The organism is Streptomyces sp. V4I8, from assembly GCF_041261225.1.
Lineage (GTDB): Bacteria > Actinomycetota > Actinomycetes > Streptomycetales > Streptomycetaceae > Streptomyces.
In genome coordinates this window covers 6,515,364-6,528,883 of sequence record NZ_JBGCCN010000001.1, presented here as the reverse complement: position 1 = coordinate 6,528,883, position 13,520 = coordinate 6,515,364, and the positions used below count along the sequence as shown (strand labels likewise).

The 13,520-nt window shown below is 69.8% G+C and carries 18 protein-coding genes and 1 pseudogene; 3 read left to right on the top strand and 16 right to left on the bottom strand.

All coding sequences use genetic code 11. The features are described from left to right. Positions 1-29 precede the first annotated feature (29 nt). On the bottom strand, positions 30-914 hold the full coding sequence (locus ABIE67_RS29780; protein WP_370264250.1) for an LLM class flavin-dependent oxidoreductase: 885 nt from the start codon (positions 912-914) through the stop codon (positions 30-32). A gap of 71 nt (positions 915-985) precedes the next feature. Between ABIE67_RS29780 and ABIE67_RS29775 the strand changes: the two genes are divergently transcribed. Further along, the gene (locus tag ABIE67_RS29775) at positions 986-1,351 is read left to right on the top strand and encodes a DUF192 domain-containing protein (RefSeq protein WP_370264245.1); all 366 of its coding nucleotides are present in this window, start codon (positions 986-988) and stop codon (positions 1,349-1,351) included. Between the two features lie 35 nt (positions 1,352-1,386). On the opposite strand, the gene ABIE67_RS29770 is transcribed toward ABIE67_RS29775, so the two are convergent. The 13 genes and pseudogenes from ABIE67_RS29770 to cpaB form a co-directional block, all read right to left on the bottom strand. After that, the gene (locus tag ABIE67_RS29770; protein WP_370264239.1) at positions 1,387-2,013 is read right to left on the bottom strand and encodes an OmpA family protein; all 627 of its coding nucleotides are present in this window, start codon (positions 2,011-2,013) and stop codon (positions 1,387-1,389) included. 8 nt (positions 2,014-2,021) lie between these two features. Next, positions 2,022-2,531, bottom strand: coding sequence for a hypothetical protein (locus ABIE67_RS29765; protein ID WP_370264234.1), 510 nt, complete (start codon positions 2,529-2,531; stop codon positions 2,022-2,024). A gap of 26 nt (positions 2,532-2,557) precedes the next feature. Then, positions 2,558-2,803, bottom strand: a complete 246-nt coding sequence (locus ABIE67_RS29760; RefSeq protein ID WP_370264232.1) for a hypothetical protein — start codon at positions 2,801-2,803, stop codon at positions 2,558-2,560. Positions 2,804-2,819: 16 nt separating this feature from the next. After that, a complete protein-coding gene (locus ABIE67_RS29755; RefSeq protein ID WP_370264228.1) occupies positions 2,820-3,482 on the bottom strand; it encodes a pilus assembly protein TadG-related protein in 663 nt (220 codons plus the stop codon). Between the two features lie 11 nt (positions 3,483-3,493). Beyond that, positions 3,494-3,691 (bottom strand): hypothetical protein, encoded by a 198-nt coding sequence (locus ABIE67_RS29750; protein ID WP_370264224.1) that lies wholly within the window; start codon positions 3,689-3,691, stop codon positions 3,494-3,496. Positions 3,692-3,844: 153 nt separating this feature from the next. Then, a pseudogene (locus ABIE67_RS29745) lies at positions 3,845-4,033 on the bottom strand (DNA-binding response regulator); the annotation flags it as partial. A 64-nt stretch (positions 4,034-4,097) separates the two neighbouring features. Beyond that, entirely contained in the window at positions 4,098-5,000 is a 903-nt protein-coding gene (locus ABIE67_RS29740) for a DUF5936 domain-containing protein (RefSeq protein ID WP_370264221.1), read from the bottom strand. 30 nt (positions 5,001-5,030) lie between these two features. Continuing rightward, a complete protein-coding gene (locus ABIE67_RS29735; RefSeq protein ID WP_370264216.1) occupies positions 5,031-5,978 on the bottom strand; it encodes a type II secretion system F family protein in 948 nt (315 codons plus the stop codon). Positions 5,979-5,988: 10 nt separating this feature from the next. Beyond that, complete coding sequence (locus ABIE67_RS29730; protein ID WP_370264211.1) at positions 5,989-7,326, bottom strand: CpaF family protein; 1,338 nt, start codon at positions 7,324-7,326, stop codon at positions 5,989-5,991. 12 nt (positions 7,327-7,338) lie between these two features. After that, positions 7,339-7,725, bottom strand: coding sequence for a TadE/TadG family type IV pilus assembly protein (locus ABIE67_RS29725; RefSeq protein WP_370264207.1), 387 nt, complete (start codon positions 7,723-7,725; stop codon positions 7,339-7,341). 1 nt (position 7,726) lies between these two features. Next, positions 7,727-8,047: a TadE/TadG family type IV pilus assembly protein gene (locus ABIE67_RS29720; RefSeq protein ID WP_370269086.1), complete on the bottom strand. Its 321-nt coding sequence runs from the start codon at positions 8,045-8,047 to the stop codon at positions 7,727-7,729. Between the two features lie 65 nt (positions 8,048-8,112). Further along, positions 8,113-9,378, bottom strand: a complete 1,266-nt coding sequence (locus tag ABIE67_RS29715; protein ID WP_370264203.1) for a CpaE family protein — start codon at positions 9,376-9,378, stop codon at positions 8,113-8,115. Positions 9,379-9,387: 9 nt separating this feature from the next. Then, the gene (gene cpaB, locus ABIE67_RS29710; RefSeq protein ID WP_370264198.1) at positions 9,388-10,095 is read right to left on the bottom strand and encodes a Flp pilus assembly protein CpaB; all 708 of its coding nucleotides are present in this window, start codon (positions 10,093-10,095) and stop codon (positions 9,388-9,390) included. A gap of 167 nt (positions 10,096-10,262) precedes the next feature. On the opposite strand from cpaB, the gene ABIE67_RS29705 reads away from it, so the two are divergent. Continuing rightward, positions 10,263-11,264 (top strand): RNA-guided endonuclease InsQ/TnpB family protein, encoded by a 1,002-nt coding sequence (locus ABIE67_RS29705; protein WP_370264193.1) that lies wholly within the window; start codon positions 10,263-10,265, stop codon positions 11,262-11,264. A gap of 102 nt (positions 11,265-11,366) precedes the next feature. On the opposite strand, the gene ABIE67_RS29700 is transcribed toward ABIE67_RS29705, so the two are convergent. Together ABIE67_RS29700 and ABIE67_RS29695 are read right to left on the bottom strand one after the other, a co-directional pair. After that, entirely contained in the window at positions 11,367-12,176 is an 810-nt protein-coding gene (locus ABIE67_RS29700; protein ID WP_370269081.1) for a hypothetical protein, read from the bottom strand. Between the two features lie 239 nt (positions 12,177-12,415). Then, entirely contained in the window at positions 12,416-12,868 is a 453-nt protein-coding gene (locus ABIE67_RS29695; RefSeq protein WP_370264188.1) for a hypothetical protein, read from the bottom strand. A gap of 130 nt (positions 12,869-12,998) precedes the next feature. Here ABIE67_RS29695 and ABIE67_RS29690 point away from each other — a divergent pair, with 130 nt between their 5' ends. After that, positions 12,999-13,505 (top strand): SigE family RNA polymerase sigma factor, encoded by a 507-nt coding sequence (locus ABIE67_RS29690; RefSeq protein ID WP_370264183.1) that lies wholly within the window; start codon positions 12,999-13,001, stop codon positions 13,503-13,505. The last annotated feature ends 15 nt before the right edge of the window (positions 13,506-13,520 follow it).

Genomic DNA, 13,520 nt, shown 5'->3' with positions numbered 1-13,520 from the left:
CCCGGCGGCCTGCGGGACCCGACGGCCGCCTACGGCACGAGCGGCCGCACTTCCTCCGCCGCGAACCGGATGAACCCCTCCGGGTCGGGCTCGTCCCCCGTCGGCTGGAGGACCACGGTGTCCGCGCCGGCGTCGGCGAGTCGCTGGACGGCCTTCGCCACGGTGCCGGCGTCCCCGGCGACACCCAGGTCGGGCACGGATCCGAGCCCCTCGGCTTCGAGTTCGGCCTTGAGGCGGGCGGGGCCGTCGGGTCCGGTGGCGGTCAGGAGGTAGACGACGACCTGGTGCTGGTGCGCCGCGTCCTGGGTACGTCCTGCCGACTCCCGCCCCTCGTCGATGAGTTGGCGAGCCCGCCTTACCCCCTCGGGTGAGGTCGAGGCGGTGAGCAAGGTGCCGTCGGCCGCCTCACCGGCGAGCTTCAGCGAGCGGGGCCCGGTGACCCCGGCGATGACGGGCACGGGCTCGGCGGGCGGCCAGTCCAGGGCGACGTCGTCGAGCTTCACGTACCGACCCTCGACGGTCACCCGCTCCCCGCGCAACAGGGCCCGCAGCACATCGAGATGCTCCCGCAGCAGGGTCACCGGCGACTCGACCCGGGCCCCGACCTGCCCCATCCAGTCCTGCACACCGTGCCCGACGGCGAGGATCGGCCGCCCCGGGAACATCCGGTACAGGCTCGCGGCCTCCATGGCGGTGATGGCGACGTTCCGCAACGGCACGGGCAGCAGCCCGACCCCGACCTTGATCCGCTCGGTCCAGGCGAGGGCGGCCGCCGCCGTGGAGATCCCTCCCTCGCGGAAACAGTCCTCCCAGAGCCAGAGCTCTTCGAGGCCCGCGCTGTCGGCGAGTCGGGCGATGGAGCGGAGTCGTTCGGGGGCCAGCTGGGGGCGGAATACTGCGCCGAGTCCGGTCATGGGGTTCTTCCTACCCGGGTAGCACTCGCCGGACAACAGAGTTTCAAATGAGGCCCAGGAGGTGGCTGCGGATGGGACGACGGTGGCGTGACGGCCGCGGGACGCTGGTCGTTCACGGGGACCGGGGTGAGGTGCCGGTCCCCCTGGAGATCGCCTCGTCGTACCGGGCCCGCACGAAAGGGCTCCTGGGGCGTGACTCCGTCGAGGGAGCGATGCTGCTCACCCCTGCCGGTGGCGTACACACCTTCCGCATGCGCATCCCCATCGACGTCGCCTACCTCGACCGCAAGCTGAACGTCATCGCCGTACGCACCATGAAGCCGGGCCGCCTGGGCCTGCCCCGGCTCCGTTCACGGCATGTGCTGGAGGCGGAGGCCGGGGTGATGGCGGGGTGGGGGCTGGTGGCCGGGGTGCGGGTGGCGGTGGAGGTGCGGTGACGTGATCTCCCACAGCGTGACCTCCCACAGCCGGGTCAGTTGTCCGTACGCGGGAACGACACCTCCACCCGGCGGTTCTTCTTACGCCCCGCCTCCGTCGCGTTCGAAGAGATCGGGTACTGCTCGCCGTAGCCCCGCACCTCGTACGTGACCGTCGAGTCGTTCAGTTCCGCTTCCAGGACCCCCTGTACGGCGTTCGCGCGCTTCCTGGACAGGACGTCGCCATGGGCGGAGGAGCCCAGGTTGTCGGTGAAGCCGAAGACGCGGATCCGGGTGGCGTTCTGGGTGTTGATCTCCTTGGCGATCTCAGCGATACGGGCCTTCGCCTCGCCGGTCAGCTTCGCGCTGTCCTTGGGGAAGAGGACCTCCGCCTGGAGGGCGAACTTCACGTCCGCGTTGGTGTCTTCGCGGCGCTCCTCGCCGGCCTGGTCCTCGACCACCTGCTTGATGTCCAGGACCTTGGCCTGGGCGAGCGTGGCGCCTTCGGGGAGTTTGAGGTCGGGGTCGTTGGCGTCCACCTCGACGGGCGCGGCGGCGGTGGCCTCCGTGCCGGGCGGGACGCTGGGTCCGTCGGCCGCGTCGGCTGTCGTGGCGCCGAGGATGTTCGCCGCGACCATGATCGTGGCCGTGGTGAGGGTCAGGGTGAGGCGGGGGGTGCTCATGGTAGGCCTCATCCGGAGATCTGGATGGTGGCGGCGGCGAAGGTCGGCAGTTGGAAGGTGACTTCGGCCGTGTCCGTGGGCGGGGACGGGAACTGCATGAACACCGCCAGGCTCTCACCGGCCTTGAGGCTTGAGAAACCCGTGGTCGTCAGCGGGCGGCCGTCCGTGTCCCGGAGGACGTAGTAGCGCTTCTTGCTCTTCGAGTCGACGAGTGTGGCGCCCCCGAGGGACCGGCCGTTTCTGGTGATCTCGGTCTCGTTGCCGCTCAGCGCGGAGGGGACCGAGGTGCTCTTGTCCCCGTCGTTCTTCATGGTGCCGTTCACGGTGACGAAACCGCCGGAATCACGCTGGGCGGAGGTGATCTGCAGGAGCAGTCCGTCCGAACCCTTCAACTCCGCCAGGAGCTCGTCCGCCTGCCCCTCCTGAGGACTCGGGTCGGATTGACCATCCGTGGTGGCCGACGCCGACGCCTCCGGCTTGTTGCCGTCGTCGTCCCCGCCACTGCCGCAGCCGGCCACGCCGAGGGCCAGTCCAGCCGCAACGGTCAGCGCGAGGTGATCTGCAGGAGCAGTCCGTCCGAACCCTTCAACTCCGCCAGGAGCTCGTCCGCCTGCCCCTCCTGAGGACTCGGGTCGGATTGACCATCCGTGGTGGCCGACGCCGACGCCTCCGGCTTGTTGCCGTCGTCGTCCCCGCCACTGCCGCAGCCGGCCACGCCGAGGGCCAGTCCAGCCGCAACGGTCAGCGCGACCATCCCCCTGTGGGCCTTCGCCGTGAACCGCATCCTCATGCCTCTGCTTCCTTAGTCACTCGTCGTTCGCTGGTGAGTCGGCCAGATGGACGTCGAAGAGGTCCTCGGGAGCCGGGAGGGTGGTCGGATCATCCGGGTCCGGGTCCCAGTTCCTGTCCTCGCAGGTGAGTTGTGGGAGCGGCAGTACTTCGTTCCCGTCGCCGGGCTCGGCCTCGTCCCCGGTGTCGCCGGTGTCCCCGGCGTCCTCGCCAGGGAGTTCGAACGTACAGCGGGGCTCGATCACGGCCGTGGCGGCCGCCGTCGACTTCATGTCCTCCGTGCCGGGGACGATCGAGTCGCCGACGGGCTTCGTGGAGGTGACGGTGACCGTGTAGCCCAGAGGCTCCACCGGATCACAGCCGTCGACAGCGGCGTCGTTCTGCGCCGCCAGCTCGTCCGCCCGCCCGCAGCCGCCGAGTTCCACCCCGATGCCGTCGAAGATGTCCTGCCACTTCGCCGGGTCGAGTACGTCGTCCACCCACATTCCGGCGAGTTGGTCCCGGGTGTCCTGCGCCGCCGCCAACGCCGCCGCGTCCGCCGCGGTCTGGGCACCGTTCCGGTTCGCCGCGGCCTGGCCGACCGCGAGGTACGCGAACGCGAGAAAGAGCAGGCCCGCCACCACCGTGATGTAGATGGGGAAAGCCTGCCCCGCGTCGCCGCTGTACCGGGATGGCCGCATCAACCGCCGCATCAACCGCCGGTCACTTCTGTGATCTTGTCGGTGATCGCGTCGAAGATCGTCTGGCCGATGTCCGTTCCCACGATGGCCAACACGATAGCCACGACCACCGCGATGATCCCCAGATACTCCACCGCCGTCTGCCCCCTGTCGTCGCGAGCGGCACGGGATCGCAGGTACTCGACGGTGGTGTTGATCCAGTTGCTCATGGTGTTCCCCTCTGGTGTTCGGCGATCGTGGAGCGCCGTGCTCGCAGGACTTGGGAGAAGTCTTGCGAGAAAAGTAAGCGGAAATACCCGAAACACCAGAGGGTCCCTGGATCCGGTTCCGGACCCAGGCCGAAAACCATCGCTTTGTCATCGCAGTTTGGCGAAGATGCGGTTGATGTGGTGCTTGAGCGTCTTCATGCCCGATGCGACGAGGTCCATGATCTCCGCCTCCCTCCTGCTCAGCCGGAACCGCGAGCGGTACGACGACGACTGTCCCACATCTGGTTGCATTCGCGAAAGGCGCTCCGGGGAATTGCTTGCGGCGGTTGACAGTTGGGGGTTTGCTTACGCTAGTGACGCAGTTGCCGTGGGGCTGGATCCGGGTAGACCTCACCGCCGCCACCTCCTACTCCCCCGTCAGCGAACCGAAGTCCGTCCCCGACCCCAGCAACAACCCCGCCCCCAGCAGAATCATCGTCGCCGGCACCATGAACGTCGTGATCATCAGCGTGGCCCTCGGCACCGCGCGGGCCGCCTTCCGGCGGGCGTTCTGCGCGTCGGTGCGGCGCATGTCCTTCGCCAGGGCCACCAGGGTCTCGACGATGGGGGCGCCCAACTCCTCGCCCTGCTGGAGGGCCGTCACGAACATCGCGACCTGCTCGGAGTCGTTCCTTCGCCTCAGCTCCGCGAAGGCCTGGCGGCGGCTCATGCCGAGGTCCATCTGGCGGAGAGTGATGCGGAGTTCGTCCGCCCAGGGGCCCTCGTACTTCGAGGCGACCCGGTCGAGAGCCTGGCGGAAGCCCAGGCCCGCGCTCACCACGACCGCGAGAACGTCGAGGAAGTCCGGCAGGGTGCGTTCGATCTCGTCCTTCCTGATCCGGATGGCCGACCAGATGCCGACCTCCGTCCAGAAGGCGCCGAAGGCCAGCAACAGCAGCGCGATCAGCACCTGGCCCCGGAGCAGGAACACCAGGAAGCCGACCGCGCCGAGGAAGCCGTAGACCGCTCTCCTGGCGGCGTAACGGTCGATGGTGAGGCCGCCGGGGTTGCCCGCCAGGTCGATCTTTCGGCGGTACTTGGCGACCAGCTTCGGGCCCATCAGGCGCAGTACGGCGGGTGCGTAGCGCATGCCCATGCGGTCGATGAGCGAGTCGACGGCGCCCGTGCGGGTCGCGCCGATCTCCAGGGCCAGCGCCAGATCGCTCGGCAGCTTGGCGTCCGCGCGGTACATGCGGATGCCGGCGAAGATCCCCCACACGGCGAGGCCCATCAGCAGGGCCAGGGCCAGGCCCAGTGCTCCGATTTCCATGGTCGTCCTCCCTCCAGAGCCTCAGGCGCCTCAGACGTCGATCCGTGACATACGGCGGATGAGCACGAACCCCACCGCGTACAGCCCGAACGCGATCAGCACCGCCGCCTGCCCCACCGGGGAGCCCGTCATACGGTCCAGGGCTCCGTCCTGCACGCCGTTCATCAGGAACAGCGAGCCGACGCCCAGCGCGGGGACCGCGTACGACGTCATGCTCACCTGCGAGAGCTGCGTACGGACCTCGCGTCGGGTCTCCTTGCGTTCCTCCAGCGTCTCCGTGAGGTTGCGCAGCGCGCTCACCACCTGGCCGCCGGCCCGGTTGGACAGCACCAGCGTGGTGACCAGGACGACCAGCTCGCGGGACGGGAGGCGTTCGGCGAGCTCGCCCAGGGCGTCGTCCATCGACGCTCCCAGGGCCAACTGGTTGGAGACCTTGGCCAGTTCCTCGCCCGCGGGCGCCTCCAGTTCCTCCGCCGCCAGGCCGATGGCCGTGCGGAGGGCGAGGCCCGCGTGGGCGGCGTTGGCCAGGATGCGGGCGAGCTCGGGGAGTTGGTTGATGAACCGCTCGATGCGCTTCTGGCGTTGCCAGTTCAGGAACTGGACCGCCGCCCACACGCCCAGCAGGCCCGCGATCGGGCCGAAGAAGGGGGCCAGGGTCGCCTGGCCGATCAGCCACAGGCCGGCCACCGTCGCCAGCATGTAGACGAAGAACTCGCCGGGGGTGACGTCCAGGCCCGTGGCCACCAGGCGCAGTTCCAGCCGCTTGCCGAGTTTCGTACGGCGCAGTCGGCGGTCCAGGTCGGTGAACCGGCGTCGGCGGCCACCGGCTCCGGTGATCTGGCCGGCGGACGTCAGACGGTCGACCAGGGCCTGGCGCCGGGCCCGGCCGGAGGCGTAGGTGTGGAGGCCCACCACGGCCAGCGCGCAGGTCAGCAGGGCGATGCCGGTCGTGAGGGTGATGCGGGTCTGCAGGTCCATGGGTGGGGTCCTACCTGGCTTCTCGGGTGGCGAGCTCGAGCGGTGACTGGGCGACGCCGAAGGCCTGGGGTATCGGCTGGCTCGCCATGTAGAGGCGGTCCGCGGTGCGGCGCGGGAGGGGGAAGTACGCGAAGGCGCCGTGGACGCGGCCGTCCGGCGTCATGGGCTGGGCGTTGAAGCGGGCCACCGTCGCCACCCGGTACGGCTCCGCGCCGTGGCTGTCCAGGAGCGCGATCTCGGTGATCCTGCGGGCGCCGTCCGGGAAGCGGGTCAGCTGGATCATCACGTCCACCGCGCTGTTGATCTGGTCGTGCAGCGCCTCGAAGGGGACCGACACCTCGGACATGGACGCGAGGGTCTTCAGGCGCATCAGGGCGTCCTCCGTGCTGTTGGCGTGCACGGTGGCGAGGGAGCCGTCGTGGCCGGTGGACATCGCCTGGAGCATGTCCAGGGACTCACCGCCGCGGACCTCACCGACGACGATGCGGTCGGGGCGCATCCGCAGGGAGTTGCGGACCAGGTCGCGGATCGTCACCTGGCCCTTGCCCTCCACGTTGGGGGGCCTGGACTCCAGGCGGATCACATGGGACTGCTGGAGCTGGAGTTCGGCCGAGTCCTCGATGGTGATGATGCGCTCGTGCTCGGGGATCAGGCCCGACAACGCGTTGAGCAGCGTGGTCTTTCCCGTTCCCGTCGCGCCCGAGACGATGATGTTGAACTTCGCCTGCACCAGCCCGGCCAGCAGATACACCATGGGCTCGTCGAGCGAGCCGAGGCCGGTCATCTCGTGCAGGGTGAAGGAGCGGGGGAAGCGGCGGATCGTCAGGGTCGCGCCGGTCAGGGACAGCGGCGGGATGATGACGTTCACGCGCTCGCCGGACGGCAGGCGCGCGTCCACCATCGGGTTGGACTCATCGACCCGCCGGTTCACCGTGGAGACGATCCGTTCGATGGTCTGCATCAGCTGGTCGTGGGACGGGAAGCGGAGCGGCAACTGCTCGACCCGGCCCGCGCGTTCCACGAAGATCGCGTCCGGGCCGTTCACCATGATCTCGGTGATCGACGCGTCCTCCAGCAGCGGCTCCAGGATGCCCAGGCCGAGGGCCTCGTCGACGACCCGGCGGATCAGCTGCGAGCGCTCGACCGTCGACAGCACCGGGCCCTCACGGCTGATGATGTGCCCGAGCACCCGCTCCAGCCGGGCCCGGCGCTCGGCCGCGGCCAGCGAGCTCATCTCCGCGAGGTCGATCTCCTCCAGGAGCTTGGCCCGGTACGAGGCGACCAGGTGGCCGTCCTCGCCCCGGCCGGCGTTCTCCTCGGGGGTGTTGATGCGTGACCTCAGGCTCATGTGGATCCTCGTTCAGTGGTCGAGCGGCATGGTCGCGGTCTTCTGGGCGGGGTCGAAGTCCCAGCCGGGAACGACCGACGGGATCTGGACCGTGGCGGTGACCGTGACCTCGTCGGCGCCGTATGCCTCACCGCAGTCGGTGCCGTCGGCGACCCAGCCGCTGACCGCGTTCTGGCACCCCTCCTGAGCGGCACCGGGTTCGAGCGAGGCGGCGCGCGCCCCGGCCCGGGCCGCCGTGCCGGCCTGCTGTGCGGTGTAGGCGATGAGCCCAAGCTGTACGCCGGCCAGGGCGACGAGGATCAGGACCGGGATGAACCCGAGGTACTCGATGGCGACCTGGCCGCGGTCACGGACGCTGCCGGCTCGGCGGACTCTGCGGACTCTCGTGTCGTACGACATCTCAGTCCTTCTCCTCCTGCACGGCCCCCGCATGCCCGTCGACGGTGAACGGGAAGCCGATCGCACCGGGGAAGAGCACGGGCACTTCCAGGTGCACGTCCGACGTGACATAGCCGCCGCTCGCACCGCACTCCACCGAGGCGCCGCCCTCCCACGCGCTCGGCAGGTGTTGCAGCGCGGCCTCCTCGCAGCCCGCCTGTCCCTCGGACACCGCCCCGGCCCGCGCCGCCTCGTCCGCGGCGTTCCCGGCCAGCGAGTAGGTGTAGCCGAGCAGCACGAACTGCCACAGCAGCACCAGCGTGAGGATGATGAGCGGGGTCATGCCGAGGAACTCGATGGTCACCTGACCCCGGTCGTCCCTGAGCCGGCGCCCCCTCACCTTCCGGTTCACCTCCCTATCTCCTTCCGCCGCCGGAACGTCAGCGCCGCCCGGTCCCCGCCCCGCGCCGCCCTGCCGTCGCGGGGCGGGGCGGCCGCCTCGGTGCCCTTGACCAGGCCCAGCTCCCCCGCGAGCGCCCAGAGGGCCTGCTTGACGGTCGCCTTGGCGTCCAGCTCGTGCACCCGGCCGGCGTCGACGGCACCCTGGAGCTCCTTGAAGTTGGCCGGGATCGCGGTGGCCGCGACCGCGGTGCCGGTGATCCGCTGGATCAGGGCGGGCTGGATCTCCGTACCGCGCGAGTGGCGGTTGACGACGATCGTGGTCTCCTCCGCCTTGCGGATCTGCAGACGGTCCCACATCCGTACCGCGCGCTTGGCGCCGCGCACCGCGACCACGTCCGGGGTGGTGACCAGGAGCGCCGTGTCGGCCATCTCCACGGCGGCCGCGCTCGCGCCGCTCAGCTGGGCGCCGCAGTCGATGACGACGACCTCGTAGCGGGAGCGCAGGGCGCTGACGATGTGGCGGGCGGCGCGGTCGGTGACCTCCTCGCCGCGTTCGCCGTCGCCGGGGGCGAGGAGCAGGGCGACCCCCGTGTCGTGCCGGAAGACCGCGTCCGCCAGCACGCGGGGCGAGATGTCGCTGATGGCGGCGAGGTCGACGACCGAGCGGCGGAACTGGATGTCCAGGTAGGAGGCGATGTCGCCGGTCTGGAGGTCCATGTCGAGCAGGGCGGTGCCGCGGCCGGACGCCTGGGCCGCGAGGGCCAGTTGGATGGCCGTGAGGGTGGTGCCCACGCCTCCCTTCGCGCCGCTCACCGTCACGACGGTGCCGCCGACGCCGCTGAACACATCGCCGCCGGCGCCCAGATGGCGCCGTACGCCCACCGACCACTGGGCCACCGCGTTGACGCGGCTGGCCAGCTCCTCGTAGTGCAGGGGCAGGGCGACCAGCCCACGCGCGCCGTAGTCCATGGCGGCCTGGAAGAGGCCGGGGCCGGCGTCGGAGGTGACGAGGATGACGCCGACGGCGGGGAAGCGCAGGGCGACCTCGCGGATGAGTTCCAGGGCCGGGACGGGGCCGATGCGCTCATGGACGACGACGACCTCGGGCAGTTCGTCGATGGACTCGGCGGCCAGCCGGGCGAGGGTGTCGACGAGCTGGGTGGAGTCGGTGACCGGGGCGACCGGCTCGGCGTCGGGGAGCTGGCTGAGCAGCGTCGTGAGGGAACGGACCGCGTCCGCGTCGCCGACGGCCGGGAGGATCCTCGTGGGCATAGGGGCCTCTCACTTGTCCTTGGCGAGTTCGTACGTGCGGTCCGCCGAGTCGATGTCGGAGTCGGCGCCGGGTGCCACCAGGGCGAGCCGGACCTCCTCGGCGAAGGACTCGGCGTACGTGATGCGCTGGGCGTCGACGGTCTTCAGGGCGAAGGTGATCGGGACGGCGTCGGTGTCGCGGCGGTCCCTGTCGTCGGCGTCGGGCTTGAGCGCGGTCAGCTCGCCCACGTCGATGACCCTGGCGTTCTCCACGATGAGCTTGGACTGGTCGGGATCGCCGTCGCGCTGCCCCTCGAAGGTGGCGTAGACGTTGACCGTGGCACCCGCGGTGATCTTGCCGGCGACGCCGGTCGCCGCGTCGATCATGATGGCGACCTCCTGCTCGCCCGCCCGGAGTGCGGGCTGGTCGACGATCATGTCGCTCTGGAGCAGGGAGCCCGCGCGCAGGGTCGTGACGGCGATCTTGCCCTGGATCTCGCGGATGTTGCTGATCGCGTTGTCCGACAGCCACCGCTCGGGCATCTGGATCTGCTTGAACTGGCTCGCGGTGAGGGGCGTGTAGGGCGCCACGTCCGCCTTGAGCTCGTACGCGACGACCTTGGGGCCGACCTGGGACCTCACGTCGCTGATGACGGACAGGACGCCGGCGAAGGCGCCGAGGGCGCAGACGACCGACAGGAGCAGGAGTATCACGCCGCGGCGCTGACGGGAGTTCATCGGGATTCCTCCATGGACACCCCCGCCTTCAGGCGGGGGAGGGAACGGACTCCTGCGGAGCAGGGCAGGGAAAGCCGACTGGCCTTCTGGGCTGATCGGCGTCCGTCATCAACTAGCGGCGTACGCTTACATGTTGGCATGTTGGTTTGTGAGGCATGGCCAGTCACGTGAAGGATCTGGCCTACCTGAGCGGGGTCTCCTCCGTTCCGTTGCAGCAGGCACTGCGGCACCTGCAGACGGCCTTCGTGAACTTCTTCGCCAAACGTGCCAAGTACCCGCGCTTCAAGGCGAAGAAGAAGTCCCGTGCGAGTGCGGAGTACACCTCGTCGGCGTTCCGGTTCCGTGCTGGTCGTCTGATTCTGGCGAAGATGGCCGACCCACTCGACATCGTCTGGTCTCGCCCCCTCCCCGAGGGGGCCACGCCGACCACCGTGACCGTGATCCGGGACAGCGCTGGACGCTGGTACGTCTCCCTGCTGTGCGAGGACCCCGATGTGCAGCCGCTCGCGGTCACCGCTGCGGCAGTCGGTATCGACGTCGGCCTGGACCACCTGCTCACGCTCTCCACCGGAGAGAAGATCGCCAATCCCCGGCATGAGCGCCGCGACCGCGAGCGCCTTGCCAAGGCGCGGCGGGAGCTGTCCCGCAAAGCGAAGGGTGAAGGCGCCAACCGACGCAAGGCCCGGCAGAAGGTGGCGCGGATCCATGCTCGTATCGCCGACCGCAGGCGTGATGTGCTGCACAAGCTGACCACTCGACTCGTGCGTGAGAACCAAACGCTCGTGATCGAGGACCTGACGGTGCGCAACATGGTCGAGAACCGGAGCCTGGCCCGCGCCATCAGCGATGCCGCGTGGGCCGAGTTCCGGAGCATGCTGGAGTACAAAGCCGACTGGTACGGGCGGGACGTGGTCACAGCGGACCGCTTTTTTCCCTCGTCCAAGTTGTGTTCCGCCTGCGGAACCCTCCAGCCGGAGATGCCGCTGAACATCCGCACATGGGCGTGCGGCAGCTGTGGAACGACCCATGACCGGGACGTGAACGCGGCAAAGAACCTTCTGGCCGCCGGGCTGGCGGCGTCTGTCTGTGGAGCTGGTGTAAGACCTCAACGGAGAACTCCGGGCGGGCAGTCGGCGACGAAGCAGAAAACCCCACGGCGCGAGCCGTAGGAGTCCCCCTCAACCACGAGGGGGGAGGAAGTCAAGAACCGTGCAACCTCATTTTGGGGGGATCGGTCGGTTGAGCCGGAGGGCTTGAGCGGGCGGGACGGGTCAGCCCGCGCGGGCCGGCTGCTCGTGGGTGGGCGGGACGGCGGAGCAGAAGACGCAGCGATCGCCGATGACGTCGATGCCGCACCAGTGACAGGAGTTCTGCCGTACGGAGGTGACGAGCTGGTAAAGCACCGACAGGTCGGGCAGGTAGGCGCAGAACTCGATCAGCTTCGCGGTGCCCCACCAGGCCGTCGACTCGGCGGGCAGGACGACCTCTCTCAGGCCCTGCGCGTTCCAGGACTTGGCCAGGGTTGCGGTGACCCAGTCGGACTGCAGCTGCCCCTGGGCGACCAGCATCGAGGTGCTGAACTCCGGGCCGGGGAGGGTGACTCCGGGGGCGATCCGGACCAGTTGCGGGGCCGGGTGGGCGAGCACGCCGAACTGGCTGCCGGGCACCCAGGACTTGGCGTGCGACTTGAGGCCGACGGGGACACGGTCCAGCTTGGCGACGGAGCCGAGGAGCGCTCCGGCGTGGATGTAGTGGGTGAGCAGCCGGCCGGCCGAGGCGAGGACGCCGGGGCTGAGGTCGCAGGAGGCCAGCTGCCGCAACTGGCGGGCCAGGACCGCGAGGCCGAGCGGGGGCAGCTCGGGGCGGAACACGGCGATACGGTCGCTCTCCAGCAGGGACCGTACGGTGTGCAGCCGCTGCCGGACGCCGCGGGGGACGGCCTGAGAGCAGACGACCACGACATGTCCGTGCTGCTCGATCAGGGTCTGCATGCCCGCCAGCGACCGCTCCAGCGGCTCCCGGTCGAGGTCCTGGAGCACGACGGCGGGCACGGTTCGCTCGTCCTGCGCCGGCAGCGCCATGTCGGCGCTGGTCACGGCAATGGCAGTTGGCACGCGCAGCTCCCCGTTCCCGCCCGGTCGGGTGCAGCGGTGTTACTGCCGTGCACCGCGATGACTTCATTGCGTGACTACCTCAGCACTGTATCCACGGCTCGATGGCCGGAGAACAGCGTTTCTGCAGCCGGGAGGGAACTCACCTCGTACAACTCACGCCAAAACGGGGCAGGTTGCGCACACAAATCCTCCACGACCGGACTGTCTCACCCCATGGGCCGGTAATGACCGAGCACCCAGGCCAGCTGTGTGAACCACTCCTGCAGCCGCGCCCTGGGCTTCGCCTCCACCCCGCACTCGTGGAACCGGCCGTCCAGGTGGACCACGGCGACCATCAGCGCCTTTCCGTCGGGGCTCGCCTTGTAGTGGACGCTGCGGATCTCGGGCCAGCGGAACTCGACCGTGAGGCCGGACATCTCGAAGACGACACCGGACACGTCGACGACGACCGCGTTGCGTTTGCCCACGGCCAGGAACTCCGGGCCGCTCGGAGGAGGCTGCGTGGGCGGATTCTGCGGTGCGTGCTGAGGCGCGAACTGCGGCGCGTATTGCGGCGCGTATTGCGGCGCGTATTGCGGCGCGTACTGCGGTGGGGGCGGGCCGAAGCCCGAGCCGGGCGGGCCGAAGCCCTGGCCTGGTGATGGTGACAGGTCGGTCATGCGAGGGGTCCTGGGTTCTCGTGCTCGCCGTGAACTTCTCGGTGCTGTGATGAAACATTCTCCCTGCCCCGCCGCATCAGTGAAGTGAGGACCTCATCGACAGCCGGCGCACGACAACCAGGGGGAACGCATGAGACAGGCGGCCGCGGACGATTACGCGCAGTTCGCGGTGGCCAGGGCCGGGCATCTGTACCGGTCGGCCTGTCTGCTGACCGCCGGAGACACCCATCTCGCCGAGGACCTGGTGCAGGAGACGCTGGGACGGCTGTACGTCCGCTGGGGGCGGGTCTCGCGGGCGGAGAACCCCGCCGGGTACGCGCAGACCGTCCTCACCCGGACCTTCCTCGCCCATCAGCGCCGGCGCAGCAGCACCGAGCGGGCCACGGACGTGCTGCCGGACCGGGTGGCCGAGGGCGGTGACGTGTCGCTGCGGCTGACCCTGCTCCAGGCGCTCGCCCGGCTGCCCGCCAAGGACCGGGCCGTGGTCGTCCTGCGCTACTGGGAGGACCGGTCCGTCGAGGAGACCGCGGCCGCGCTGAACGCCAGTTCCGCGGCGGTGCGCACGCGCTGCACCCGGGCGCTCGGCCGGTTGCGCGAGCTGCTGGGCGAGGAGCTGGGCGAGTTCGCGGCCTCCTGAACCCACCGGCCCCAT